Annotated in this window: 14 protein-coding genes; 4 read left to right on the top strand and 10 right to left on the bottom strand. The window is 67.4% G+C overall.

The features are described from left to right. Positions 1–16 precede the first annotated feature (16 nt). The 4 genes from ACILR9_RS18620 to ACILR9_RS18605 form a co-directional block, all read right to left on the bottom strand. The gene (locus ACILR9_RS18620; protein WP_395711449.1) at positions 17–976 is read right to left on the bottom strand and encodes an AEC family transporter; all 960 of its coding nucleotides are present in this window, start codon (positions 974–976) and stop codon (positions 17–19) included. Between the two features lie 146 nt (positions 977–1122). Next, entirely contained in the window at positions 1123–2265 is a 1143-nt protein-coding gene (locus ACILR9_RS18615; protein ID WP_395711448.1) for an acyl-CoA dehydrogenase family protein, read from the bottom strand. 41 nt (positions 2266–2306) lie between these two features. Further along, positions 2307–3503, bottom strand: coding sequence for an acyl-CoA dehydrogenase family protein (locus ACILR9_RS18610; protein ID WP_395711447.1), 1197 nt, complete (start codon positions 3501–3503; stop codon positions 2307–2309). A gap of 163 nt (positions 3504–3666) precedes the next feature. Then, a complete protein-coding gene (locus ACILR9_RS18605) occupies positions 3667–4863 on the bottom strand; it encodes an acyl-CoA dehydrogenase family protein (protein ID WP_395711446.1) in 1197 nt (398 codons plus the stop codon). A 319-nt stretch (positions 4864–5182) separates the two neighbouring features. Here ACILR9_RS18605 and ACILR9_RS18600 point away from each other — a divergent pair, with 319 nt between their 5' ends. Beyond that, positions 5183–5719 (top strand): GNAT family N-acetyltransferase, encoded by a 537-nt coding sequence (locus tag ACILR9_RS18600; protein WP_395711445.1) that lies wholly within the window; start codon positions 5183–5185, stop codon positions 5717–5719. Positions 5720–6050: 331 nt separating this feature from the next. On the opposite strand, the gene ACILR9_RS18595 is transcribed toward ACILR9_RS18600, so the two are convergent. Beyond that, positions 6051–7268 (bottom strand): CaiB/BaiF CoA transferase family protein, encoded by a 1218-nt coding sequence (locus ACILR9_RS18595; RefSeq protein ID WP_395711444.1) that lies wholly within the window; start codon positions 7266–7268, stop codon positions 6051–6053. 207 nt (positions 7269–7475) lie between these two features. Here ACILR9_RS18595 and ACILR9_RS18590 point away from each other — a divergent pair, with 207 nt between their 5' ends. Together ACILR9_RS18590 and ACILR9_RS18585 are read left to right on the top strand one after the other, a co-directional pair. Further along, the gene (locus ACILR9_RS18590; RefSeq protein ID WP_395711443.1) at positions 7476–8600 is read left to right on the top strand and encodes a CaiB/BaiF CoA transferase family protein; all 1125 of its coding nucleotides are present in this window, start codon (positions 7476–7478) and stop codon (positions 8598–8600) included. Further along, positions 8600–9769 (top strand): MFS transporter, encoded by a 1170-nt coding sequence (locus tag ACILR9_RS18585; RefSeq protein WP_395711442.1) that lies wholly within the window; start codon positions 8600–8602, stop codon positions 9767–9769. The genes ACILR9_RS18590 and ACILR9_RS18585 overlap by 1 nt, the downstream gene beginning before the upstream one ends. A gap of 4 nt (positions 9770–9773) precedes the next feature. Here ACILR9_RS18585 and ACILR9_RS18580 read toward each other — a convergent pair whose 3' ends face one another. The 5 genes from ACILR9_RS18580 to ACILR9_RS18560 all read right to left on the bottom strand — a co-directional run bounded on the left by ACILR9_RS18580 (position 9774) and on the right by ACILR9_RS18560 (position 23968). After that, complete coding sequence (locus tag ACILR9_RS18580) at positions 9774–10556, bottom strand: methyltransferase, TIGR04325 family (protein WP_395711441.1); 783 nt, start codon at positions 10554–10556, stop codon at positions 9774–9776. Positions 10557–10582: 26 nt separating this feature from the next. After that, entirely contained in the window at positions 10583–11683 is a 1101-nt protein-coding gene (locus ACILR9_RS18575) for an alpha/beta hydrolase family protein (protein WP_395711440.1), read from the bottom strand. A 197-nt stretch (positions 11684–11880) separates the two neighbouring features. Further along, a complete protein-coding gene (locus ACILR9_RS18570) occupies positions 11881–14130 on the bottom strand; it encodes a condensation domain-containing protein (protein WP_395711439.1) in 2250 nt (749 codons plus the stop codon). Further along, positions 14127–22070, bottom strand: coding sequence for an amino acid adenylation domain-containing protein (locus tag ACILR9_RS18565; protein WP_395711438.1), 7944 nt, complete (start codon positions 22068–22070; stop codon positions 14127–14129). Before ACILR9_RS18565 ends, ACILR9_RS18570 begins: the two co-directional genes overlap by 4 nt. Next, positions 22067–23968: an amino acid adenylation domain-containing protein gene (locus tag ACILR9_RS18560; protein ID WP_395711437.1), complete on the bottom strand. Its 1902-nt coding sequence runs from the start codon at positions 23966–23968 to the stop codon at positions 22067–22069. Before ACILR9_RS18560 ends, ACILR9_RS18565 begins: the two co-directional genes overlap by 4 nt. Before the next feature lie 316 nt (positions 23969–24284). On the opposite strand from ACILR9_RS18560, the gene ACILR9_RS18555 reads away from it, so the two are divergent. Further along, positions 24285–24509, top strand: a complete 225-nt coding sequence (locus ACILR9_RS18555; protein WP_395711436.1) for an AbrB/MazE/SpoVT family DNA-binding domain-containing protein — start codon at positions 24285–24287, stop codon at positions 24507–24509. The last annotated feature ends 38 nt before the right edge of the window (positions 24510–24547 follow it).

Genomic DNA, 24547 nt, shown 5'->3' with positions numbered 1-24547 from the left:
TCCGGATGCCTTGCGCCTAACGCGCCTGGACACCGAGCAATAGCAGCGTCAACGACAGGGTCAATACGCTGCCGCCGGTCGAGATCACGACGGCATTGGTCGCGAGCCCCACGCCGGTTCGATAGAGCTGGGCGATCAGATAGACATTGGCTCCCGCCGGCATCGCCGCATTCAGGGTGGCGACGGTGAGCCACAGCGGATCGAGCGTGAACAGATAGCGCCCCACGCCCCACACCAGCAGCGGCATGACGACGAGCTTCACGACCGTTGCCACGGCCGCGGTCTGCCAATGCTCCTTGATGCCGACATGGGCGAGCGAGGCGCCGGCCATGATCAGGCCGCAGGGCGGCGCCGCGAGCGCCAGCGCCTGCAGGACGCGGTCGATGACGGCAGGCGTCGCAAGCCCGGGCACCAGGGACGTCAGCTCGGCCCAGGCGAGACCGGCGAAGATCGACGGAATCACCGGATGCTTCAGCATCATCAGCGCCGCCCCGCCCAGCTTGGCGAGCAGGCGGCCGCGCACGCCGCCCTGGGCGCCGATCTCGAGCAGGAACGACGTGAGCGTCAGCATGACCAGCGAATTGACGCTGATGATCATCAGCAGCGGGACCAGGCCAGCCTCGCCGAAGGCATAGGTGATGAACGGAATGCCGATGCCGACGCCGTTCGCAAAGGTGCCGGACAGGGCGAACACGGCGCGGTCACCGAACCGCATGCCGAGCAGGCGGCCGAGCGGGATCAGCAGGAGGAAGAGCAGCAGGCCGGTGCCGAAGAACACGACCAGGATGTCGAGCTCGAGCGCCTGGAGCCGGACCTTAGCCATCGAACGGAAGAGCAATGCCGGAAACAACGCATAGAAGGCGACGTTGGTCAGCCCGCGCAAGCCGTCGGTGGTGAGCAGCCGCGACCGGCCAAGCGCCCAGCCGACCGCAACCGTGCCGAACACCGGCACGATGATGTCGAGGATGGCGTTCAATAAATCAGGCTCCTCCCCAGCGAACCTGGGGAGGTGTCCGCGTCTTCGCGGACGGAGGGGTCATGAGCAACGGGACTGGGGCTCATGACCCCTCCGTCCCGTAAGACGGGACACCTCCCCAGCGAAGCTGGGGAGGAAAGTCTTCGTCACGCTGCCATGGCGAGGTTGCTGTAGCGCGTCAGGTGGTGCTGCTGGTTGCCGAACATCAGGTCGATCATGGTCAGGCGCTTGAAATAATGGCTGACCGAGAGCTCGTCGGTGACGCCCATCCCGCCGTGCATCTGCACCGCGCTCTGGCCGCAGAACTTGCCCGACTTGCCGATCTGCACCTTGGCGCCGGAGGCCGCCTTGGCGCGCACCACCGGATCCTTGTCGTCGATCTTGAGCGACGCCATCAGGGTCATCGAGCGCGCTTCCTGGGCGTTGGTGAAGCAGTCGACCATGCGATGCTGCAGCACCTGGAACTTGCCGATCGGCACGCCGAACTGCTTGCGCGTCTTGATGTATTCGAGCGTCGCCGCGTTGATCGCGTCCATGCAGCCGGTGGCCTCGGCGCACAGCGCCACGATGGCGCGATCGACCGCGGCTTCGACAATCGGGAAAGCGCCGTCGACCGTGCCCAGCACCGCATCGGCGCCGACCGAGACCTTGTCGAAGGTGAGCTCCGAGGCGCGCAACGCGTCCTGGGTCGGGTAGTCGCGCCGCGTGATGCCCTTGGCCTTGGCGTCGACGACGAACAACGTCAGGCCGTTCTGCTCGCGCGCCGCGCCGGAGGTGCGGGCGAGCACGATGATGTCGTCGGCCGACGGCGCGTTATAGACGACGCCCTTGTGGCCGGAGAGCGACCAGCCGCTGCCTTCCGTGGTCGCCTTGAGCGACACGTCGGCCAAATTGTAGCGCGACTGGCGTTCCAGCCAGGCGAAGGCGAACTGCTTCTTGCCCTCGATCATGGGCGCCAGCAGGGCCTGCTTCTGGGCCGCGCTGCCGGCCGCCGCGATCATGCCGCCGCCCAGCACCACGGTGGGCAGGAACGGCTCGAGCACCAGGCCCTTACCGAACTGCTCCATGACGATCATGGTCTCGATCGGACCGCCGCCATAGCCGCCGTCTTCCTCCGAGAAGGCCATGCCGAGCCAGCCGAGCTCGGCGAACTGCGCCCAGTTCTCGGGCAGCCAGCCGCGCTCCGCGGCGGCGATCTTGCGCCGTGCGTCGAACGGGTACTTGTCGCGCACGAAGCGCTCGGCCGCCTCCTGAAGCTGCTTCTGCTCGTCGGATAGGGACAGATCCATTCTTTCCTCCGGAATCCTGCCGTGTCTTATCGCCCCGAGGCCTAAAGGCCTAGCACCATCTTGGACACGATGTTCTTCTGAATTTCGTTGCTGCCGCCATAGATGCTGGTCTTGCGCATGTTGAAATAGCGCGGCGCCGCCGGCGGCGCATGGTCGGGCCCGACCGGCGTCTCGTTGGTGTCCTGGAACAGCATGCCGGGCTGGTAGGGCGCCGCGTATTCGCCGACCGCCTCCATGGTGAGCTCGGCGATGCGCTGCTGGATTTCCGAGCCCCTGATCTTCAGGGTCGAGACTTCCGGTCCCGGCGCGCCGCCTTGCGCCATTGTCGACAGCACCCTGAGCTCGCTCATCTCCAGCGCCTGCACCTGCAGGTCGAGGTCGGCGATCTGGCCCGCGAAAGCAGCATCGTCGGCCACGGTCGCCCCGTCGGCCGGCTCGCTGCGGGCGATGTCGCGCAGCGAGCGGACGCCGCGCTTGGAGGCCGGCACCTCGGCAATGCCCAGCCGCTCGTTGGCCAACAGGAACTTGGCGCAGGTCCAGCCCTCGCCTTCCTTGCCGATGCGGTTGGCGACCGGCACCCGGACGTTGTCGAAGAACACGTCGTTCACGTGATGGGCGCCATCGAGCATGATGATCGGCCGCACGGTGATGCCGGGCGTCTTCATGTCGATCAGCAGGAAGGAGATGCCCTCCTGCGCCTTGGCGTCCGGGTTGGTCCGCACCAGGCAGAAGATCCAGTCGCCCCAATGGGCGAACGAGGTCCACGTCTTCTGGCCGTTGACGACGTAGTGATCGCCGTCCAGCACCGCCCGCGTGCGCAGGTTGGCGAGGTCCGAGCCGGCGCCCGGCTCGGAATAGCCCTGGCACCACGACACCGTCGACTGGCGGATGCCCGGCAGGAAGCGCTCTTTCTGCTCGTCCGTGCCGAAGGTGTAGATCACCGGCCCGACCATCTTGACGCCGAACGGGATGATACGCGGCGCGCCTTCCTCGGCCAGCACGTTCTCGAACAGGAAGCGACGAGTCACATCCCAACCCGGGCCGCCGTACTTCTTCGGCCAGGTGTAAGCAAGCCAGCCCTGCCGGCCGAGCGCCTGCTGCCAGGCAACGTGGTCGTCGCGATCATAGTGCTTGCCCGACAACGTTTTAGCCCGCGTGGCCGGCGACAGGTTCTTATGCGCGAACGCGCGCACCTCGTCGGCGAAGGCCTTGTGTTCAGGGCTGAGAGCGAGGTCCATCTAACTTGTCCTCAATATGGATACGGACCGAGCAGTCTTTTCTTGTCATCCTGAGCGTAGCGAAGGATCTCATCGCCGGTCATTCCGGAGTACGCCAGTGGCCCGCGGCAATGAGATCCTTCGCTGCGCTCAGGATGACAGGAGGGAGTGCTCGGCAGGTCCGTCACAGTCCCAGCACCATCTTGCTGATGATGCCCTTCTGGATCTCGTTGCTGCCGCCGTAGATCGTGGTCTTGCGCGCATTGAAGTAACGCGGCGCGGCGAGATGGGCGTACGACGGGCCGACCGGCTCCTCGTTCGAGCCCTGCCACAACAGCCCCGGCAGATAAGGTGCGGCATACTCGCCGACCGCCTCCATGGTGAGCTCGGTGATGCGCTGCTGGATCTCCGAGCCGCGCACCTTGAGCCCCGACACTTCCGGCCCGGGCTGGCCGCCATGCGCCATCGACGACAGCACGCGCAGCTCGGTGAACTCGAGCGCCGTCACCTGGATCTCGAGATCGGCGATCTTCTCGGCGAAGGTCTGGTTCTCGATCAGCGGCTTGCCGTCCTCGCGCTCGGCGCGGGCGATGTCCTTCAGCGCCGCGACGCCGCGCTTTGATTGCGGCACGGCGGCGATGCCCAACCGTTCGTTGGCGAGCAGGAACTTGGCGCAGGTCCAGCCCTCGTTCTCCTTGCCGACCAGGTTGGCGACAGGGACCTTGACGTTGTCGAAGAAGACCTCGTTCACCTCGTGGCCGCCGTCGGCCATGATGATCGGCTTCACGGTGATGCCTGGCGTCTTCATGTCGATCAGCAGGAAGGAGATGCCCTCCTGCGGCTTGGCCTTGGGATCGGTGCGCACCAGGCAGAAGATCCAATCGGCCCAATGGCCCATCGTGTTCCAGGTCTTCGAGCCGTTGACGATGTAATGGTCGCCCTGCTTCTCGGCTTTGGTGCGCAGGCTCGCCAGATCGGAGCCCGAGCCCGGCTCGGAATAGCCCTGGCACCACCACACCGTGCTCTCGCGGATCGCCGGCAGGTACTTCTGCTTCTGCTCGTCGTTGCCGAACGTGTAGATCACCGGCCCGACCATCTTGGTGCCGAACGGGATGATGCCCGGCGCGTATTCCTCGGCGCAGACATTCTCGAAGATGTAGCGCTCGGCCGGCGTGAAGCCCGGTCCGCCGTGCTTCTTGGGCCACGTGTAGACCAGCCAGCCCTTCTTCCCCAGCGCCTGCTGCCAGAGCATGTAGTCATCGCGAATCAGGTGCTTGCCGTTCTTCACCTTGTCGCGCGTGTCGGCCGACAGGTTCGCGCGCACGAAGGCCCGCACATCGTCGGCGAATTGACGTTCCTCAGGCGTGAAAGCGAGATCCATCTGCCCCTCCCGGGCCGGGTTTTCGATTTGGCCGGAGTTTAGCCGCGAGGCCGCTCGGGACAAGCAGAACAAAACCGAATCGCGGCTCATGACGCCGTGATGCGGAACGAGTTTACGTAATGACGTGCTTACGTCAGATCGACTTTCACGCTGGTGTCGCGGGCATAGTCATACGCCACATGAGCAGGCGGAAGAGCTTGATTGCCGTGTTGATGCTCACATCGGCACGGCGCGAGCCGCCGCCCCCAATCCGCCCGGAGACCAAGCGGCCCGCCCCCTAAATTCTCACGATCGGCTGGATGGCATAGGATGCCGCGCCATGAGCATCCCGCCCGATTTCACGATGCAGACGCCACGCCTCCTGCTGCGCGCCTTCACGCCGCAGGACGCCCAGCGCGTCTTCGAGATCCGGTCGGATTTCGAGGTCACGCGCATGCTGGTGTTCCCGGCCTATCCGCCAGTGCTGGAACACGTCGCCGCCTGGCTGAGAGAGCACGCGGTCGAATGGCGGGCGGGCACGGCCTATCGTTTCGCTGTCGTGGCCGACGGCCGGGTCATCGGCTGCGCCGATGTCGACGAGATCCAGGACGGGTGCGGTGAGCTAGGCTACTGGCTTGAACGGGACTACTGGGGTCGCGGCCTGGCTAGCGAAGCCGCCGGCGCGGCGCACAATTTCGCGACCCGGACTCTGGGCCTCCGGCGGCTGGTGGCCGGCCACGCCGCCGACAATCCCGCCTCGGGCCGGATCCTTCTGCGGCTCGGTTTCCGTCACGTCGCCGACCGCTCCCGCTTGTACCGCTCGCGCGGCGCGGAGGTGGTGCGCCGCGAGTACGTGTTCGACGGCGACGGTCCGTGAACCAGAGTTTTGCTGCGACGCATCCGGCCGATCCGCACAGTCCGCGAGGTAGGTGTCTCAGTCAGATATTCAGACTGAGACACTACCGGACATCGACGCCGCAGGCTGCCGTGCGGTCCATCGAACAGGGGGCCGCGCCCATCCGGAAACAAGAAATCATCCGGGCAGAAGGCGACCGTCAGCCAGACGCTGCGCCGGGCTGCCTCGACCGCTTCGCCGACGCGACGCGCGATCTCCTCGCCGTCGATCAGCGCCCGAACGAGATTGCCGGGCCGCGCCGGATACGGACCCCATGTCGTGCCCGGAACGTACGAGGCCGCCGAGGCCGTCGTCACGAGCCCGTCGGCGCCGGCACCAGCAGGGCCTTCTCCGCCTTGAGCTTCTCGATTGCCGCCTCGCTCACGCCGGCCTCGCGCAGCACTGCCTCGCCGTCCTCGCCGATGCGCGGGGCGTGGCGGCGGAACTCGACCTTGGTCTTCTCGAAGTCGAGCGGGCTGGCAAAGGTGATGATCGGCCCTTCGGTCGGATGCTCGCGCGCGGTGAAGAAGCCGGTCGCCTTGAGATGCGGATCGTCGCGCAGCTCTTCCAGCGTCCGCACCGGCATGGCGGGGATGTCGGCCTTGTCGAACATCTCCAGCCATTCCTCGGTCGGACGATGCTCAAGCAGCGAGGCCAGCACCTGGTAGAGCTCGCTGAAATGCTTGGCGCGCTCGTTGCGGTCGATGAAGCGCGGTTCCTTGGCCAGGTCGGGTCGGCCGGCGAGCTCGAAGAAGGTCAGCCAGTGCGTGTCGGTGTAGGGCAGCGCGCAGATGTAGCCATCGCGGGTTTTGAAAGGATGGCGGAACTTGTTGATGATGCGGTCGTAGCCCATGGCGCCGCGCTCGGGTGTCCAGGTGGCGCCGAACAGATGCTCGGTGAGCCAGAACGAAGCCAGCGTCTCGAGCATCGGCACCTCGATCATCTGGCCCTCGCCCGTGCACTTGCGATGATAGAGTGCGCCCAGCACGGCGATGCACAGATGCAGCCCGGTCGTCTTGTCGGCGATCAGGCTCGGCATGAAGCGCGGCGGCAGGCCGTCGACGCGGCTCTGCAGCGACGCCGCGCCGCTCACCCCCTGCACCAGGTCGTCGAAGGCGGGCTTGTGGCCATAGGGTCCCTTGCGCGCATAGCCCAGCGAGTAGGCGTAGATGATCGACGGATTGATCTTCTTGAGATCTTGGTAGCCGAGGCCCAGCCGCTCGATCGCCTGCGGGCGGCTGTTGTGGATGAAAAGGTCGGCCCCCTTGATCAGCTCCTTCAGCACGGCGCACGCGGCTTCCTTCTTGAGATCGAGGCAGAGCGAGCGCTTGTTGCGGTTGGCCGCCATGTAGATCGGCCCCATGTTCTTGTCGCGCCCCATCGAACCGCCCGACACGCGCAGCAGGTCGCCCTCCGGCGGCTCGACCTTGATCACGTCGGCGCCCATGTCGGCCAGATGCTGCGTGGCGAACGGCCCCAGCAGGACCGCCGTCAAGTCGATCACACGCACACCTGCAAGCGGTCCCGGCATCCTCGCTCCCTCTCTGCTGTCGCGGCCGGCGCGCACTATGGCACAGGCACGCTCTTGCGCGCAGGCCGCGCGTCAGCCGCTTCCAAGGAGCGAACGACTGCAACGACTTGTGCAGGGCGCGGATTTGGGACACTACCGCCCTGCCGCACGGGACCTGCGATCGCGCCCGGTCGGCGGCGCGGTGGATAGCGAAATCGAGGTCACGGAATGCCCGGTGCACTGGACGGTCTGCTGGTGATCAGTGTGGAGCAGGCTGTCGCCGCTCCCTATTGCGCGGCTCGCTTGGCGGACGCCGGCGCGCGGGTGATCAAGATCGAGCGGCCCGAGGGCGATTTCGCGCGCGCCTATGACAGCTATGTGCACGGCCAGTCGAGCTACTTCGTATGGCTCAATCGCGGCAAGCAGTCGGTCACGCTCGACTTCAAGAAGGACGACGATCTCGCCCTGCTGCATCGCCTGATCGCGCGGGCCGATGTGCTGATCCAGAACCTCGCGCCGGGCGCGGCGGAGCGCGCAGGCTTCGGCTCGGCGGCGATGCGCGCCCGGCACAAGCGCCTGATCACCGTCGACATCTCGGGCTACGGCGATCACGGGCCCTACAAGAACCGCCGCGCCTACGACCTGCTGGTGCAGGCGGAGAGCGGCCTCGCCTCGATCACCGGCACGGCCGAGGCGCCGGGCCGCGTCGGCGTCTCGGCAACCGACATCGGCACCGGCATGTATGCCCATGCCGCGGTGCTGGAAGCCCTGCTCGCCCGCCAGAAGACCGGCGAGGGCCGCGCGCTCGCGGTGTCGCTGTTCTCGTCGATGGCGGAATGGATGACGGTACCCTTGCTGGCCAACGACTACGCCGCATACGACTGGCCGCGGCTCGGCCTCACCCATCCCTTCATCGCGCCCTATGGCGTCTACCGGACCCAGGACGATGTGCCGGTGCTGATCTCGATCCAGAACGACCGCGAGTTCGAGCGGCTGTGCCATGGCGTGCTCGACAAGCCGGGCCTGGAGAAGGATCCCGACTACGCCACCAACAAGGCGCGCAACGCCCGGCGCGACGACACCAACGCCATCGTGCAGGCGAGCTTCGGCGCCCAGCGCTTCGCCGACCTCGCCGCCCGGCTCGACGCCGCCCAGATCGCCTGGGCGCGCGTCAGCACCGTCAGGGACCTGTCGACCCACCCCCAGGTCCGCCGCGTGGTCTTCGGGTCGCCCGGCGGCGACATCGCCATCCCGGCCCTCGCCGCCTCGTGGCCCGGCGAGCCCGAGCGGTTGGGCGAGGTCCCGTCGGTCGGGCAACATACCGAGCAGGTGCGGCGCGAGTTCGGCGCCTGATGGCGCCTCTCGTCACGGGCATCAGGCTCTCGGGCTACGGCGTCGCCTACTTCTTCGCCGCCGGCGCCTTCATGAGCTTTTGGCCGGTCTGGCTGCGTGATCGCGGCATCAGCGATGCCGAGATCGGCACGCTGTTCATGAGCCGCCAGCTCGTAGGCATCGGCGCCATGCTCGCCATCGGCTGGATCGCCCATCGCATCGGCAACGTCCGCGGCGTCATCCTTGTCCTCGCCGGCGCGGCCACCATCTTGTTGACCGGCTACCAGGTCGCCACGACGTTCTTCGCCATCCTGGCGGTGACGCTCGTGTGGGGCGGCGTGTGGGCGCCGACCCTGGCGCTCTATGACGGCATCCTGGTCAACGAGACGCGAGCGCGCGGCATCGATTACGGCCGGCTGCGCGCGTGGGGCTCGGCGGCCTTCATCGCCGGCACCGTGGCGTGCGGCGTCGCGGTCGATCGCAACGGGCCGGCCTGGATCCTCTATGTCAGCTTCCTCGGCATCGTGCTGCTGGTCCCGCTCGCTCTGTGGCTGCCCAAAGACGGCACACGGGACGGCGAAAAAGAGCACGCACCCTTCGGCATCGCCGATCTCCTGACCTCGAAGCCCTTCCTGCTGTTCATGATGGCGGCCGGCTTATGCCAGGCCAGTCACGCCGTCCTCTACAGCTTCGGCACCTTGACCTGGCGCGCTGCCGGCATCGACGACGTCACCATCAGCCTTCTGTGGGGCGAGAGCGTCGCCGTCGAGGTCCTTCTGATGCTGGCGAGCCCCTGGCTGCTGAAGCGGCTCGGCGTGTGTGGCCTGATCGCGTTTGCGCTGGGCTGCGCCATGGTGCGCTGGCTCGGCATGTCGTTCACCACCGAGCTGTGGGCGCTGATCGCCCTGCAGGCCCTGCACGCCGGCACCTTCGCCGCCTGCCATCTCGGCGCCATGGCCTTCATCCAGCGCGCCCTGCCGCCGTCGGGCGTCGCGCTGGGGCAGAGCGTCTACTACGCTCTCGGCACGGGTGCCGCGCAGGCGATGGTCTTCCAGCTCGCTGGCCTGCTCTACGCCGCGTACGGCCAGCGCGCCTTCCTCGGCATGTTCGTGGTGGCCGCCCTCGGCATGACCGCGATCATCCTGCTGGCGCGCACCTGGAACGGCACGTACGTGGTCGGCACGCGATAGAACGTCAGGCCCCGTTCGATGCCTCGCGCCGGCGGGCGACGTAGCCGCGGTAGACGCAGCGACCGAGCCCGGGATGAGTCGGGATGTTGTGGCCGAGCGAGTCGATGATCCAGCTGTCGATGATGTCGTAACCCAGCGCCTCGAGTGCGGCCGGCACTTCGCCCTCGCTGCGAATCTGATAGGGCACCTCGGCAACCCCGAAATTCTCGAGGGTGACCACGGTCGACCCGTCGCGCGTGACGACCTTGTTGAGGAGAATGTAGCGCGGCGACGCACGCATCGGGCGCACCAGATCCACCAGCGAGCCGGGAAGATAGGGCATCAGGCCGGAGGCCAGCAGCAGGTCGGCGGCGGGAGCATCCTCGAGGCGCTCGACGAACGAAAGGGTCCGGTCCTCGGGCCGTACCAGCGCCTGTCCCGCGCGCACTTGCGCCGGCAAGTCGTAGACGATCCAGTCGACGCGCTCGAGGTCGAGGTAACGGTGGAACGCGCGGTACTTCACACCGGTATGACCGCCGGCGTCGACGACACGCGAAAGCTCGGGAGCGAGGCGCATCAACCAGTAGAGGATCGGGTAGTCCCACAGCGGGACCTGCTCCATCACGCTCCTGGAGACGTCCGAAACGCTGTCGTGATCGTAGCCGGCCAGCATGCCTGTGCGCACATCGGCCATGGCCTCGTCGAACGAGGCAAAGGCGCCACGGAACCGAAGCTTGCCAGGCCGAAGGGCAAGATAGTGGCCGTAGACCATTCTCGCGGCGTGTTTGAGTTCTTCGCGAAGCCTCATCTGTTTCCACTCGAAGCAATCACACTCTAAGGCCGGACCCGGGCGGTGCCGGGCGGCTGCGGCGTCGCGTTGACCCAGCGCACGCTCTCACCGTCGCGACCACGCAGATCGCGCAGCGGCCCCGGCTCGCCCAGAAGAACGGCGCGGAAGAACGCGACCTCGAGCCCCTCGATCGCCGCGTTGATCGATTGCCGCTCGGCATTGGTCCGGAACAGCTTATGGCGCGAGAAGACGAACAGTTGGTCGGACAGGTCCCCATGATCGGCCCTGTCCACGACAGCCCAGTAGCTGTCCGGCCGTTCCATGCGGCGCGCATTGCGCGGCAGATCCTGCGCGCTGATCAGGGCGTAGTTGCGCGTGAACGGGTCGGTCGACGCGAGCTCGGCCTCGCTCGGAAAGGCCTCGCGACTCGACAGAAGAAAGTACGCCTCGTTCCCGATCTGCGTGGCCGGCGGGCCAAACAGGCCGCCATCGACGCTGAACACCCCCACGATGCGCGGGTCCCGCAAAGCGGCCTGCAAGCCAGCCGCGCCGCCGAGGGAATAGCCCAGCACGCCGACACGGGTGAAATCGATCCGATCCTTCAGGAACGAAGACTGGCCCGCCTCGAGGGCGCGCAGGACGTCGAGCAGGCGATTGGCTTGGTCAACGACCTGTCGGCCGGCACGCTCGATCGTTGCGGCCATCGCCGCATCCGACGACAGCTCCAGGCCGGCGCCCTGACCGCCGCCATGATCATCACATGCCACGACCACGAAACCGTGGCTGGCAAGGTTCGCCGTCTGAATGCTGCTCTGCAGGCGCGAGCCGCCCCAGCCCGGCGAGTACAGGATCAGGGGCATCCGTCGAGTGGCGTCGATCGGCGCGTTCTCGATGGATTGGCTCGCCACGCGCGGCCCTGCCGCCGGGTACCAGACTGTGATCGACACGGATCGTCCCTGCGCATCGCGCAAGTCGAGATCGATCCGGCCGACGGCGTGCTGGCCCGTCGGCGGCGGCCAGCGCGGCACGAGCATGAGCCAGCCGACCATGCTCACGGCCAGGACCAGAGCGATCGCGACGACGAGAATGAGACGCACCGGTATCACCACGATCCGTTGGCTAGGTGCGGTCGCTCCTGCCAGCAAGGGCTAGAGCTGTGTTGAAACGCCATTCTTACGCCGACGCCCGAATTCTTGTCGTCCTGAGCAAGGCGCTTGCGGAGCAAGCGCCGTAGGCGAAGGACCTCATCGCCGCCTGCAGCGGGAGCACTATGAAACTCCTGGCGATGAGATCCTTCGCTGCGCTCAGGATGACAGTTGGATTCACGTAAACCAATCCTGCTTTAGCTCTTGGCCCCGTCGCCCAACCTGGCGCGCAAGACGGCGGCGATGTCGCGCGCCGGCCGATCGCGAAACATGTCCTGATGCGCGCTGTCCACTTCCACTTTCACCAGATTGCCCGAGACCAGCGGACCCCAGCCCATCAGCTCGTCGAACAGCCGTCCGCGCAGCGTCTCCTGGCTGCGGAACAGGATGACGTCGCCTTCATAAGGTTCGGGCCGGTATGCTTTGGCGGCATCCGTCACCAGATCGTCGAACTGGAGGTCCGGTGACTTCTCCGGCGCGGGCTCCGGACCGAGCCGGCCGAGGCGGCGGAGAATCGGCTTGCGGACGATAGCATCGAGCCCGACCTCGCCCCTGCGGTACTGCTCCAGCCGCTTCTTGTGCTCCACGGTGTCGATCCTCAACTGGCGGAGCTTGCGGTCGAGCGGCGACATGTCCTCGCGGTATCCCGGCGCCCAGGAGTCGAACAGGGCGACGAGCGTCGTCGTTTCGCCCATCGTCTGCAGCTGCCTTGCCGCTTCGAACGCCACGGTGCCGTACACGCAATGACCGCCCAGGATGTAGGGACCCTTCGGATGCACCGAGCGGATGAGGTGAATTGCGCGGGCAGCGAGCTCCTCGAAGCGATGCGCCTTCGCATCGCAACGGCTCGACGGATGATAGAGCTGGATATCGATGAAAGGCCGATTGTCGCCGAGCTCGCGAGCGAGAGGATAATAGACTGACCGATTGTTGAGCACGACCATGGGCGCGCTCGTCCCCGTCTCGTGAAAGCGCACGATGTGACGGGCGGGATCGTCGAGGTCGGTCGGCTCATGGCGCTGCACGGCGGGCGCCGAGAGCCCCGGCTGCGCGGATTCGGCGCGCACGACAACGGCCAGCAGCCAGGGACAGTCAGCGAGACCGCGATCAGGTGTCGTCACGAGCCCGTGCAGGCACTCCTGCCACGCCTGCAAGAGGCTTTGCACCGTGCTCGGCTCGTAGAGGTCAGCGTTCGCCTCGCACGACAGGCGCCACCCCTCGTCTCGTCCGATGAGATAGAAATTCAGATCCCAGGGAGATCCCGCCGGGTATGACGGCAGGGAAACCAGGTTGAAGCGACCGGAAGTCCCCGCCTCGGTTTCGGCGGTGCCCGAGTACGAACGGTGCACGACGAGATTCACGGCATGCAGCGGCCTGCCCTCGCCGGTGGCAGCGAAACCTTCCGCAATCTCGAGCGGCAGGCGCTGATTCTGCAGCGCCGATTGAACAATTCCGGTCGCCGTCGCGGCGAACTGCCGGAGCGACGCATCGACCGCCACGGGCACACGCAACGTGATGGAGTTGACGGTCGGTCCGACCAGCCGCTCGGCCGCCGGCTCCTCGCGGTTGGCCACCTGCGATCCGAACACGATTTCCCGCTCGCCGGTTACCCGATGCAGCATCAGGGCAAGACCGGCGGCGGCGAGAGCAAACCGCGTCGCGCCCTGCTGGCGCCCGAAAGCATCGATCGCGTCGCTGACGGTCGCCGGCAGCAGGACCGACGCAATCGAGCTGCGATCGTTGTCGGCCGATGCAGGCTTGTGATCGGGCTGGACACGCGTGCCGACGGCGCCGGTCAGGTGCCGCCGCCAGAAGGCCCGCGAGTCATCGAGTGCGTTGCTCGCCAGCAGCTCCTGCTGCCACAGCGCATAGTCGACGAACTGCAGCTCCGGCTCCGACTCGTCCGGCGGCGTGCCGGCGTCGATCGCCCGCGCGGCGGCCTGGAACTCGCCGGTCAACAGACCCGTCGACCAGCCATCCGCCACCATGGCATGCAGGGTAAGCAGCAGCTCGCCGCGCCCCTGACCGAAACGCAGCAGCGTCGCCCGCATCAGGGGCGCCTGCCGAGGATCCATTGGATCGAGAGCCTCGGCCCTGGCCATCTGCTCGGCGCGGGCCGCCCGCTCGGCCGGCGGAAGAAAGGACAGGTCGACGTCGAGAAGCCTGAGCGTGCAGGACGGCGATACGATCTGCTGGAGCTTGCCATCGACCTCGCGAAAACCGGTGCGCAGGATTTCATGCCGCCGCATGAGCGACTGCAGCGCCCCTTCCGCAGCCAGCCGCGAGAGATCCCCGTTCACGGCCCAACGCATCGCGATGTTGAAGCCGGAGGGACCATGGAGCTTGTACCTGGCCCACTGGCTCTCCTGGAACAACGTACAGGGAAATCCGTCGAGGGCCTCGGTCTCCGGCGACGTCATGCGGTCATTGGGTTCACCAGCTTTCATGGTTTCCCCCTGCTCCGGCGGGCTCGGTAGCGAAAATCGGCCAGCGAAGGACCTGATGCGGCCGGCGAAACGGAGATGGCGGGCACGCTTTCCTGAATCGCCCTGGCCAGCATTGCCACCGTGGGATTGCTCATCAGCGCGCGAGCGTTGACGGCGATGCCTTGCTGCCCGAGCCGCGCAGCGATGCGATAGACCTGCAGGGAGTCGGCACCCAGCGAGAACAGCGGCGAGTCTATCTCGACGCTCGGACGACCGATCACGCTGGCCCACACGTCGGCGATGGCGGTCTCCAAAGGTGTCCGCGGCCGCTCAGCCGTCGGCTCGGCAGCGTTCGACGCCGCGCGGGCCGGAGGCGGCAGCGCGTTGCGATCGAGCTTGCCGCTCGAGGTCAGGGGCAGCACCGCAAGCTCGATCCAGTGCACAGGCACCATGTAGTCGGGCAGGCGTCCGGCGAGATGGGCCATCAGGTCGGCAGACTTTGCGCTGCCGTCGGCGACCACATAGGCAACGAGCGACGGATCGGTCCCGGCATCGTCGCGCAACAACACGGCGCAGTCGCGCACACCCGGCGCCCGACGCAGCACGGTCTCGATCTCCTCCAGCTCGATCCGGAAGCCGCGCAGCTTCACCTGGCGATCGGCACGGCCCAGCAGCTCGAATTCGCCCGACGGCAGCAGTCGCGCGAGATCGCCCGTGCGATAGAGACGCTGCGGCGCGCGCCCGGCGACAGCGATCTGCGGGAAGGCGTGCGCCGTGAGATCGGCGCGGCCGACATATCCCTTCGCCAGACCGTCGCCGCCGATCACGAGGTTGCCGACAACTCCGGCAGGAAGAACGGAGTCGCGATCGTCCAGCACGAAGAGCTGGGTGTTCGCGAGGGGGCTGCCGATGGTGATGATGTCCCCGCCGGCATGCACCTCGACGCCGCTGGAATAGATCGCCGTTTCGGTCGGTCCGTAGAGGTTCCACAGCCGGCCACCGCCTGCGAGCAGCCGATCGGCCAGGTCACGCGGCAGAGCTTCGCCGGCCGTGATCATCTTCAAACCGGGATGGGAGCGGAAACCCGCCTCCAGCAGCATGCGCCACAGGGTTGGCGTCGCCTGCATCAAGGTGGCGCCTTTCGTGCCGGCCAGTTCCACCAGCTCGACGCCGCTCATGACCTGTTGCCGGTCAACCACGATCACACGCCCACCCGATATCAGCGGCGTGTAAAGTTCCGTTGCGGCGACATCGAACGTGACGGCGCTCGACGCCACGGCGCGGTCGGCCGACGTGACGCCGCACATGCCGGCGACGCAGCTGATCACGTTCGTCAGCGCCCCGTGGCTCACCTCGACGCCCTTGGGAGCTCCTGTCGAGCCTGATGTGAACAGGATGTAGGCGGAGTCGCTCGCTGAGACGGCGGGAAGGTCGGGAAGCGCAGTCGGCCGTGCCCGGCCGAGGTCGAGCCGATCGAGGCGCACCGCGACCGCCGTGCCGGCAACCGCCTGCATCGCCTCGTCCTGGCAGACGATGCCGTCGATCCCGGCTGCGTTGGCGATCTGCCGGAGACGCTCGCCGGGCTGGCGGACATCGAGCGGCACGTAGGCGTGGCCGGCCTTCATGACGCCGAGCAAGGCCACCAGCATCGCGCGCGACCGGTCGGTCGCCACGGCGATCCTGCCGTTGCGTACCGGACTTGCGGCCAGCATCTCCTGCGCCAGGCGCGTCGAGTGGAAGTCGAGCTCGGCGTACGACATTTCCCCTGCGCCATCGATGCAGGCCACGGCCTCCGGATCGGCAGCCGCCCGAGCCGCGAACAGCTCGTGAATGCACCTGTCCTTCGGATAGGGGGCGGCGCTGTCATTCACCGCATCGAGGACGAAATGCGCCTGCTCGGCGGACAGCATCGGCAGAGCCGACAGCGTGCACTCGGGTGTCGTACAGATGCCTTCGAGGAGCGTCCGATAGTGCGCCATCCAGCGATCGACGGTCGCTGCATCGTACAGATCGGTGTTGTAATCGCAATCGATGCGCAGCCCGGCGGCCGATTCGATGACATTGACGAACAGGTCGAAGTTGACCGCGGCCTTGGGGTTGGGCGTGACGGCACCCTCCAATCTGCCGAAATCCAGATCGTCGCCCAGGCGTTCGAGATTGAACTGGAACTCGGTGAGCGGCAGGCGGTTGGCGACGCGCTCGATCCGCAGCGCGCGCACCAGCGTGCCATAGGTGCATTTCGCATGGTCGAAGCCATCGAGCAGGCGCTCCGCCACGGCACCGACATGCCGGGCGAAGGGCGCTTGCCAGTCCAGTGGCGCGCGGAACGGCAGCAGGTTGACGCAATGGCCGACCAGCTCCGGTGCGTCGTCGACGGATTGACCCGCCACCGGCACGCCGATGACGACGTCGCTGCTGCCCGACAGGCGCCCGAGAACGGTCTGCAGGGCCGTGAACAGCGTCGCGAACAGGGTCGCACCGTGTGCGGCGCCGGTCTTGCGCAGGGCCTTCAGAAGGCGGGCGTCGAGATGGGTCGACAAGGTCGCCCCGCTGAACGTGCGGAGCGCGGGCCGCGGGCGATCCGTCGGAAGATCCGGCAATGCCGGAAGCTCGCGATAGAGCGCGGTCCAGTAATCGAGGTCGACCTGTCGCGTGCCGGACGCCGCCGCCGATGCCAGCGCGTGCTGCGAGAACCGCGGAGCCGGCGGCAGTGTTTCAGCGCTGCTCGCACCCGGCATCCGATAGAAGGTCGCAAGATCCTTCAGCACCAGGTTCATCGACCAGCCGTCACAGACGATATGGTGCGCGGTGAACAGAAGGACATGGCGCCGCGTCGACAGGCGGACCAGCCTGGCACGCACCAGCGGTCCAGCCATGAGATCGAAGGGGGTGCACGCATCGGCGGCGACCAGCGCTGCCAGCGCCGAATCGGGATCGCTGTCGCGCGAAAGATCCTCCAGCGCCACATCGAGCGCCAGCGACGCGGCGAACTGCATGCGCTCGCCCTCTTGGTCGATTCGCCCACGCAGCGCCTGGTGACGGGCAACGACGGCGTTGACGGCGGCGACCAGGGCCGTCACGTCGAGCGCCCCGTCCAGCGAGATGCTGACCGACTCGTTGAAGGCGCACGAAGCCTCGTCGCCCAGCCGCGCGGCGGCCAGCACCTCGACTTGAGGCTCGGTGAGTGGTGCCCACTCGTCTGCGACAGGCGACGCCGAAGGCATCGAGACAGCGGCGTCTCGGTTGGCATTCAGCACACCTGCAGTCTGCATCGCATCGAGCACCGCGACAAAGGCGGATTCAATGGCCGCGATGTCGGCGTCGGAGTGTGCCGACGTGAGGAAGCAGGGATAGCCTTCCTGCACGTGAATGCCGAGCAGGCGCATGTGCGCCCAGAACAGGGACGCCAGGGGACCCTCTGCCGCGAAGGTCACATGGAACCAGCTCGAGTAACCCTCGACGCGCGTCGCGAGGCCGCGCCGCTCGAGCTCGCGGTTGAGCGCGTCGACCAGACCGCCCATGCGCCGCGCAAGGCCTTCCTGCAGCTCCGGTCCCGCGGCCTCGATGTGCGTGAGCACGGCCTTGGCGGCTGCCAGCACCAAGGGGTGGCGCACGAACGTGCCGGCGAAGAAGGTGGGCGCGGTCTCCGGCACCGACTCGTCGCCGTAGCGCCACACGCCGCCGTCCAGGGCATCCATGAACCGGGCCGTGCCGGCGAGGATGCCGATCGGCATGCCGCCCCCCACCACCTTGCCATAGGTCGCAAGGTCGGCCTTGACGCCGAACACCGCCTGCATGCCGCCGGGATGCACGCGGAAGCCGGTGACGATCTCGTCGAACACGAGGGCCGCGCCCTTGGCCTCGGTAATGGCGCGCAAGCGCTGCAGGAATGCTCGAGGCTGCAGCAGCGGATGGCGGCTCTGCACCGGCTCCACCAGGACAGCGGCGATATCGTCGCCATTGGCCTCGATCCAGTCGAGGCTCTGCGCATCGCCGTACGGCAGGACCGTCATGTTGGCGACCGATTCGGGCGGAATGCCGGGCGCCACCGGCAAGGCGCGACCGGCGGACCGGCCGGCGGCCTTGACCAACACCTCGTCGAACTGGCCATGATAGTCGTTGGCGAAGACGACGACACGCTCGCGTCCGGTGACGGCGCGCGCCACGCGCATCGCCGCCATCACCGCTTCCGAGCCGGTATTGCAGAACGTCACCCGCTCGTTGCCGGTCAGCCTTGACACCAGGACCGCCACCTCTCCGGCGAGCGGGCTCTGCGGTCCGATCGGAAAGCCTTCCTCGAGCTGCACTGCAATCGCCGCTGCGACGAAGTCCGGCGAATGCCCGAACATCGTCTGGCCATAGCCATTGACCAGATCGATGTACTCGTTGCCGTCGAGATCCCAGAGCTTCGCCCCCTTGGCCCGCGCAGCGATCACCGGATAGACCAGTTCCTTCCACTCCGGCCGGAAGCCCGCGACCGTGCGCGGGTCGGCCAGGACGGACCGATCCTGCTGGGTCTTCGCCTTCGCCGTCGGGGTCCGGGCGTTGGAGCACTCGACCAGCTCCTCAATGTAGCGGCGCTGGCTCTCGGTCAGCGCGTCGTGCTCCCCGGCTGCTTGCGGTCGGTAAAGCCGCACGCGCGCCTCTCCTTCCGCGACTGGCGGTGCCGAAACGGCGGCAGGCGGAGCTGGCGTTGCCGCTTGCTGGACCGCAACGGCGCCCGCCTGGGCCTGAAAGGCCCGCAGCTGCTCGGCGAACAGCGCATTCATGGCAGCGATCTGCGTCTGGACGAGCGTGGAGAGCGCGTCGCCCATCGGACCGGCTGCTGCTGCTGCTGCTGCTGCTGCCGTTGTTGTTGCCTGCACGGGCAGCGGTTGCGCTGGTGCCGGTTGTGGCGCCTGTGGCGGCAGGATCGCGTCGAGATGCGCGGCGAGTCGCGCCGGCGATGGCAATTCCTGCAGCAGCTGCCGGAACGTGATCTTGACGCGGAACTTCTTCTCGATTGCGCGAGCAACTTGGCCGAGCATCAGGGAATCGAAACCGAGCTCGACGAAACTCGCCTGCGGATCGATGCCGGAGGCGCCAGAAAAGTGCTCGAGCGTCTCGATGATCTGGTCTTGCAGCGCGGCAGTCCGCGACGCGGCAACCGACGGGTTCAAAGTCATGACTTTTTCCGGGGTGGCAGCCGCCGACGGTCGACCGAGCGGCAGCGGTGACGTTGTGCTGCCACTTAAGGCCTGTACTGCGTAGCGAGGGACCTTTAGTGCTGCCTCAAAGGTCCCTCGCTGCGCTCGGGATGACAGCAATCTTGGATCGACTGTTTCGTCACATGCCCTTTCGCGCTCGATCCAGCAGCGCGTGCGTTGGAAAGGATAGGTCGGCAACGGGATGCGCTGGCCGTGCGCTGGCAGGACGACGGCCCAATCGGGCGTGAAGCCCGCGCTCCACAGAGCGGCCAGCGACTGCGAGAGATCGCCGGCATCTGAAGAGCCGAGGCTCGCTGCCACGCAGCGCAGCCGGTGCCGGTCGACAATCTGGGCTGCCAGGGCCGACAGCGTTCCGCCGGGACCGACCTCGAGCAGGAACGGAGGACGATCCCCGACGACCGTCGAAAGGGCATCGGCGAAGCGCACCGAGGCGCGGCCGTGCCGGGCCCAGTAGTCCGGATCGGTCGCCGCTGCGCCGGTCCAGGTTCCGGTCACGCCCGAAGCGAAGGGAATCTGTGGCGCGGCAAGCGAGACCGCGCGGACAGCCGCCCCGATCCCGGCCACCACCGGGTCCACGGCGCGGGAATGGAACGCATGCGAGACGGCAAGACGACGGCACGCCACGCCACGCTCAGTGAGCCTGTCGGCCAGAGCCTCGATTGCCTCGAGCGGTCCCGAAGCGACGCAAAGCGACGGAGCGTTGATGGCGGCAATGTCGAGTGCGTCGCCAAGCTCTGCCGTCAGCTCGGCTTCGGAGAGACGGACCGCCAGCATCGCGCCCGTCGGCATGCCCTGCATGATCCGCGCCCGGGTGGCGACGAGTCGGCAGCCCTCTGCGAAGGTGAATACGCCAGCGAGACAGGCGGCCACGAACTCGCCGACGCTGTGGCCCACCATTGCATCGGGCGCGATCCCGGCCGACATCCAGTGCCGCGCCAGGGCGTATTCGAAGATGAACAGCGCCGGCTGGGCCAGCAGCGTCGCCTCGCCACCCGTTGCCGCAGGATCGAGCAATTGTGCGCGCAGGCCGTCGCCGACGATCGGCGTCGCGATCGCGATGCCCTCGTCGATCGTCTGCCGGAAGGAGGCATGGTCCCGATAAAGGATGCGCGCCATGCCCGGCTGCTGCGCACCCTGGCCGGGAAACATGAACACGAGGGGCGGCGGTCCGCTTTGCGCGGGCGAAGGCCCTGCGGTCGACAGTGCACGCAACGCCCCGATCGCCTGCTCGCGCGAGGCGCAGGCAACCGCGGCGCGACGCTCGAAGGCGCGCCGGCCCGCCTGCAAGGTGAAGGCTGTATCGGCGAGCGTTACTCCGGCGTTGTCGGCCAGATGATCGGCAAGCGCCGTTGCCGTCGCGGCGAGCGCGGCGTCGGTCCTGGCCGATAGCGGCAGGACATGATGCTGCCAGCCCTCGGCCGCCGGGCGCGGATCGGCTGGCGCTTCCTCGAGCACGACGTGGACGTTCGTACCGCCGACCCCGAACGAGCTCACGCCGGCACGTCGCGGCGCGCCGCCCTCCGGCCACGCCTGCAGCGCGGTCGGGAAATAGAACGGGCTGCCGGCGAGATCGATGTGCGGATTGGGAGCGTGGAAGTTCGTCAGCGGCGGAATCTCGCGATGATGCAGCGCGAGCACGGCCTTGATCAGGCCGGCGGCGCCCGAGGCGACGTCGAGATGGCCGACATTCGCCTTGACCGAACCAAGGGCGCAAGACGGCCGCCCGACCGGGCGTGATCCGAAGCCCTGCACCAGACCGGCGAACTCGATCGGATCGCCGAGCGGCGTCGCCGTGCCGTGGCATTCGACGTAGCCGATCGTCTCCGCCTCGACTTCCGACACCGCAAGTGCGGCCGCGATGACGTCGGCCTGTCCCTGCACGCTCGGCGCGGTGAAGCCGACCTTGTCGCTGCCGTCGTTGTTGACCGCGCTGCCGCGGATGACGGCATAGACATGGTCGCCATCCGCAAGGGCATCGGCGAGGCGCTTCAGCAGAACCATCGCCGCACCGTCGCCGAAGATCGTGCCGGCGGCTGAGGCATCGAAAGGCCGGCACACGCCGTCGGGCGAGACCATGCCGCCTTCCTGGTGACGATAGCCGCGCTTCTGCGGGAAGGTGATGGAGACACCGCCCGCCAGGGCCATGTCGGACTGATGCAGGAGGAGGCTCTGGCAGGCCTGGGCGATCGCCAGCAGCGAGGTCGAGCAGGCGCTTTGGACCGTCATGGCCGGCCCGCGCAGGTTCAGCTTGTAGGCGATCCGCGTCGCCAGGGTGTCGGACAGCGCGCCGAGCAGCGCATCGTAGGAACCGACCTGGTAGTCGCTGGCGAACCTGTCCGGGTCCAGGCGCTCGGCCAGGACATTGGAGAGCAGGTAGGTGTTCAGGCTGCAGCCGGCGAAAACGCCGATCGCGCCGGGATAAAGCGCGGGCTCGTAGCCCGCATCCTCGAGCGCAACCCAGGCGCATTCCAGCATCAGCCGGTGCTGCGGATCGGTGAGCGCCGCCTCGCGCGGCAACATGCCGAAGAAGGCAGCGTCGAACTGGTCGACGTCGTCCAGGATCGGGCGCGCCCGGACGAAGCCGGGGTCGCGGCGGACCTCCGCGGAGAAGGCGTCCTCGAGCTCGGCCTCCGAGAAACGGCGGATCGAGCTCACGCCGGCGCGGATGTTGCGCCAGAACTGCCCGACATCGCGGGCGCCGGGAAACCTGCCGGCGAGCCCGATGACGGCGATGGCGTTGTCCGGGATCGTCATCGTGCCGTCCGGGCACGCTGCAACCGCCGGAGCGCCTCGGCCTGCTGCTGCCCGCGACGCTGCGGCGCCGCATCGGCCGGCACGCTGCGGCGTTCGATGGCGCGCGCCAGGCCGCGGATCGTCGGCTGACGGAAAAGCTCGACGATGCCGACCTCGGGCCAGATCCGCTCGATGGCGGCGTGAGCTTCCATCAACTTGAGCGACGTGGCACCGAGATCGAAGAAATTGGTGTCCGGCGAGAGGGCGGCGACGCCGAGCACCCGCGAGACGATCCCGCTCAGCACACTCTCGGCGCCCTCTTGCATCACCGGAGCCGGCCCAGTCTGGACCGGCTCCGGCGCCGGCAGTCGGGCGTGATCGACCTTGCCATTCGGCGTGAGCGGAAATTCCTCGAGGACGACGATCTGCGACGGCCGCATGTAGGCCGGCAGGCTCAGTTCCAGCCCGCTTCGAACCTCGGATATCAGGGCTGCGCGATCGATGCTCCCCGGCGCCGGCGTGACGTACGCCGTCAGCGCGGGCTCGCCGCTCAGAGCGCGGCCGACGGCGACCACGGCATTAGCAATCGCCCCGACGCGACGCAGCGCATCCTCGATCTCGCCAGGCTCGACGCGCTTGCCGTCGATCTTGACCTGCCGGTCCTGGCGACCCAGGAAATCGAAGGCGCCGTCCGCGCGGCGGCGCGCCAGATCGCCGGTTCGATAGAGAACGGCGTCGCGATGCTCCGGATCAGCCACGAAGCTGGTCGCCGAATGCCGCGCCTCCCCGAGATAACCCGACGCAACGCCGAGACCGCCGGCAAAGAGCATGCCTGTCTCGCCATCGGCCACCGGCTTCATGTCGTCGTCGAGCAGGCGGACATGGGTGCCGCGAATTGGCGTCCCGATCGGCACCGGCCCGCCACCCCAGCCGTCGCGCGGCACCCGGTAGCAGCAGGTGAAGGTCGTGTTCTCCGTTGGTCCATAGCCGTTGATGAGCTGGCAGTCGGGCAGCGCCGCCTGGGCACGCAGCACGTGCGACGGCGACAGGACGTCGCCTCCGGCCAAGATCTGACGAAGGCCGGCCAGCGCCGCGAGCCGCTGCTCGACCAGCAGATGGAACAGCCCTGCCGTGAACCACGCCGTCGTGACGCGATGGCGGGCAATTGCGGTGGCGATGTCGTCGAGCGAGGCGTGGTCGCCGTCGACAACGGCCAGCCGCGCCCCGTGCAGAAGCGCGCCGAAAATCTCGAACGTGCTGGCATCGAACGAGAGGGCAGCCGCGTGGAGGAAAACCTCGTCGGCGGCAAAGCGGGCATAGTCCTGGCCGACCACCAGGCGCACCACGGCTCGATGGGGAATCTGCACGCCCTTGGGCCGCCCGGTCGACCCGGACGTGTACATCACGTAGGCGATGTCGGCGGGCGACGAGCAGTCCTCGAGCGGCGCCCCGGAGTCGGCCTCGGCGGCAGCCAGGGCGGCGTCGATATCGATCGTCAACACGGGCCGGCTGCCCGCCAGGCGGCGATCCGTAAGCAACAGCCGGGCGCCGCAGTCGCGCAGGACCCAGTCGCGATACTCGGCCGGCGCGGCCGCATCCAGGGGGGCATAGGCGGCGCCGGTCTTGAGGATGGCCAGCAGGCTGGTGAGCGCGCCAATCGACCGGCTCGCGTACACGGCGACGACGCTGCCCGGCCCGACTCCTTGCCGCAGCAGGACGCGGGCGAGCTGGTTCGAACACCGGTCGAGCGTGGCGTACGCCAGGGCTTCATCTCCCTGAACGACGGCCACCGCTGACGCGGCGCCTTGAGCGATCGCGGCGAATCGCCTCGTTATCGAGGCGGCGACGATCTCGCAGTCGAGATTGCCGCCGGCCTGCCACAAGGCAGACGGCGCTGCGCCAAGGTCAAACCCAGCCATGTGATCCACACCCACTTGCAGCCACCTGCGCCGCGCTACGCTGCCTCGGATCCCAACCGATGCGCGCGACGGTAGCGTTCACCAAACGCTACAGGCACTGACGGAACCCACGGTAGCAAAGCCACTGGATACGTCAATGTCCGCATACAGTACGCGACAATAAAAGCGGCCGTTCGGCGAGATTCCGACAATGCAGCGGCGGCAGGGCCGCATGGCGGTCTCGCCAGGGCCAGCGACGACCGGATGTTCATGCCTATGGCTTGGCCGATATAGGGGAAATCCATACACTCATGCCACAAGGAATAGAAATTGCTCGATGGCAGGTTCCATCCACACGGCACGCTTGAGATGCAAGGCGCAGGTCGTGCTGCCAAAGGCCGTCTGGCAAGCCCTTTACCTGAAACCAGGCGACACGCTCGCCTTTGCTATCGATGGTACCGACGTGCGCGTCGTCCGCGCGTCCTCAGAATCATACGACCTGTTTGGCTGTTTCTCCGAGTGGGCTTGCGAGGCCGACCGAAAGGGCTATGCCGACCTTTGATCCTTTCGCTGAGCTTCGCCACCAACCTTGCTCCGGAG

Source organism: Reyranella sp. (assembly GCF_044224635.1).
GTDB lineage: Bacteria > Pseudomonadota > Alphaproteobacteria > Reyranellales > Reyranellaceae > Reyranella.
This window is presented reverse-complemented; position numbering and strand designations above follow the sequence as displayed.

Bases quoted from the DNA above. Each gene is read 5' to 3' on its own strand.
- ACILR9_RS18595 (WP_395711444.1), bottom strand. From the start codon at position 7,268: ATGCCGGGACCGCTTGCAGGTGTGCGTGTGATCGACTTGACGGCGGTC.
- ACILR9_RS18570 (WP_395711439.1), bottom strand. From the start codon at position 14,130: ATGAAAGCTGGTGAACCCAATGACCGCATGACGTCGCCGGAGACCGAG.
- ACILR9_RS18615 (WP_395711448.1), bottom strand. From the start codon at position 2,265: ATGGATCTGTCCCTATCCGACGAGCAGAAGCAGCTTCAGGAGGCGGCC.
- ACILR9_RS18555 (WP_395711436.1), top strand. From the start codon at position 24,285: ATGGCAGGTTCCATCCACACGGCACGCTTGAGATGCAAGGCGCAGGTC.
- ACILR9_RS18600 (WP_395711445.1), top strand. From the start codon at position 5,183: ATGAGCATCCCGCCCGATTTCACGATGCAGACGCCACGCCTCCTGCTG.
- ACILR9_RS18580 (WP_395711441.1), bottom strand. From the start codon at position 10,556: ATGAGGCTTCGCGAAGAACTCAAACACGCCGCGAGAATGGTCTACGGC.
- ACILR9_RS18605 (WP_395711446.1), bottom strand. From the start codon at position 4,863: ATGGATCTCGCTTTCACGCCTGAGGAACGTCAATTCGCCGACGATGTG.
- ACILR9_RS18565 (WP_395711438.1), bottom strand. From the start codon at position 22,070: ATGACGATCCCGGACAACGCCATCGCCGTCATCGGGCTCGCCGGCAGG.
- ACILR9_RS18590 (WP_395711443.1), top strand. From the start codon at position 7,476: ATGCCCGGTGCACTGGACGGTCTGCTGGTGATCAGTGTGGAGCAGGCT.
- ACILR9_RS18560 (WP_395711437.1), bottom strand. From the start codon at position 23,968: ATGGCTGGGTTTGACCTTGGCGCAGCGCCGTCTGCCTTGTGGCAGGCC.
- ACILR9_RS18585 (WP_395711442.1), top strand. From the start codon at position 8,600: ATGGCGCCTCTCGTCACGGGCATCAGGCTCTCGGGCTACGGCGTCGCC.
- ACILR9_RS18610 (WP_395711447.1), bottom strand. From the start codon at position 3,503: ATGGACCTCGCTCTCAGCCCTGAACACAAGGCCTTCGCCGACGAGGTG.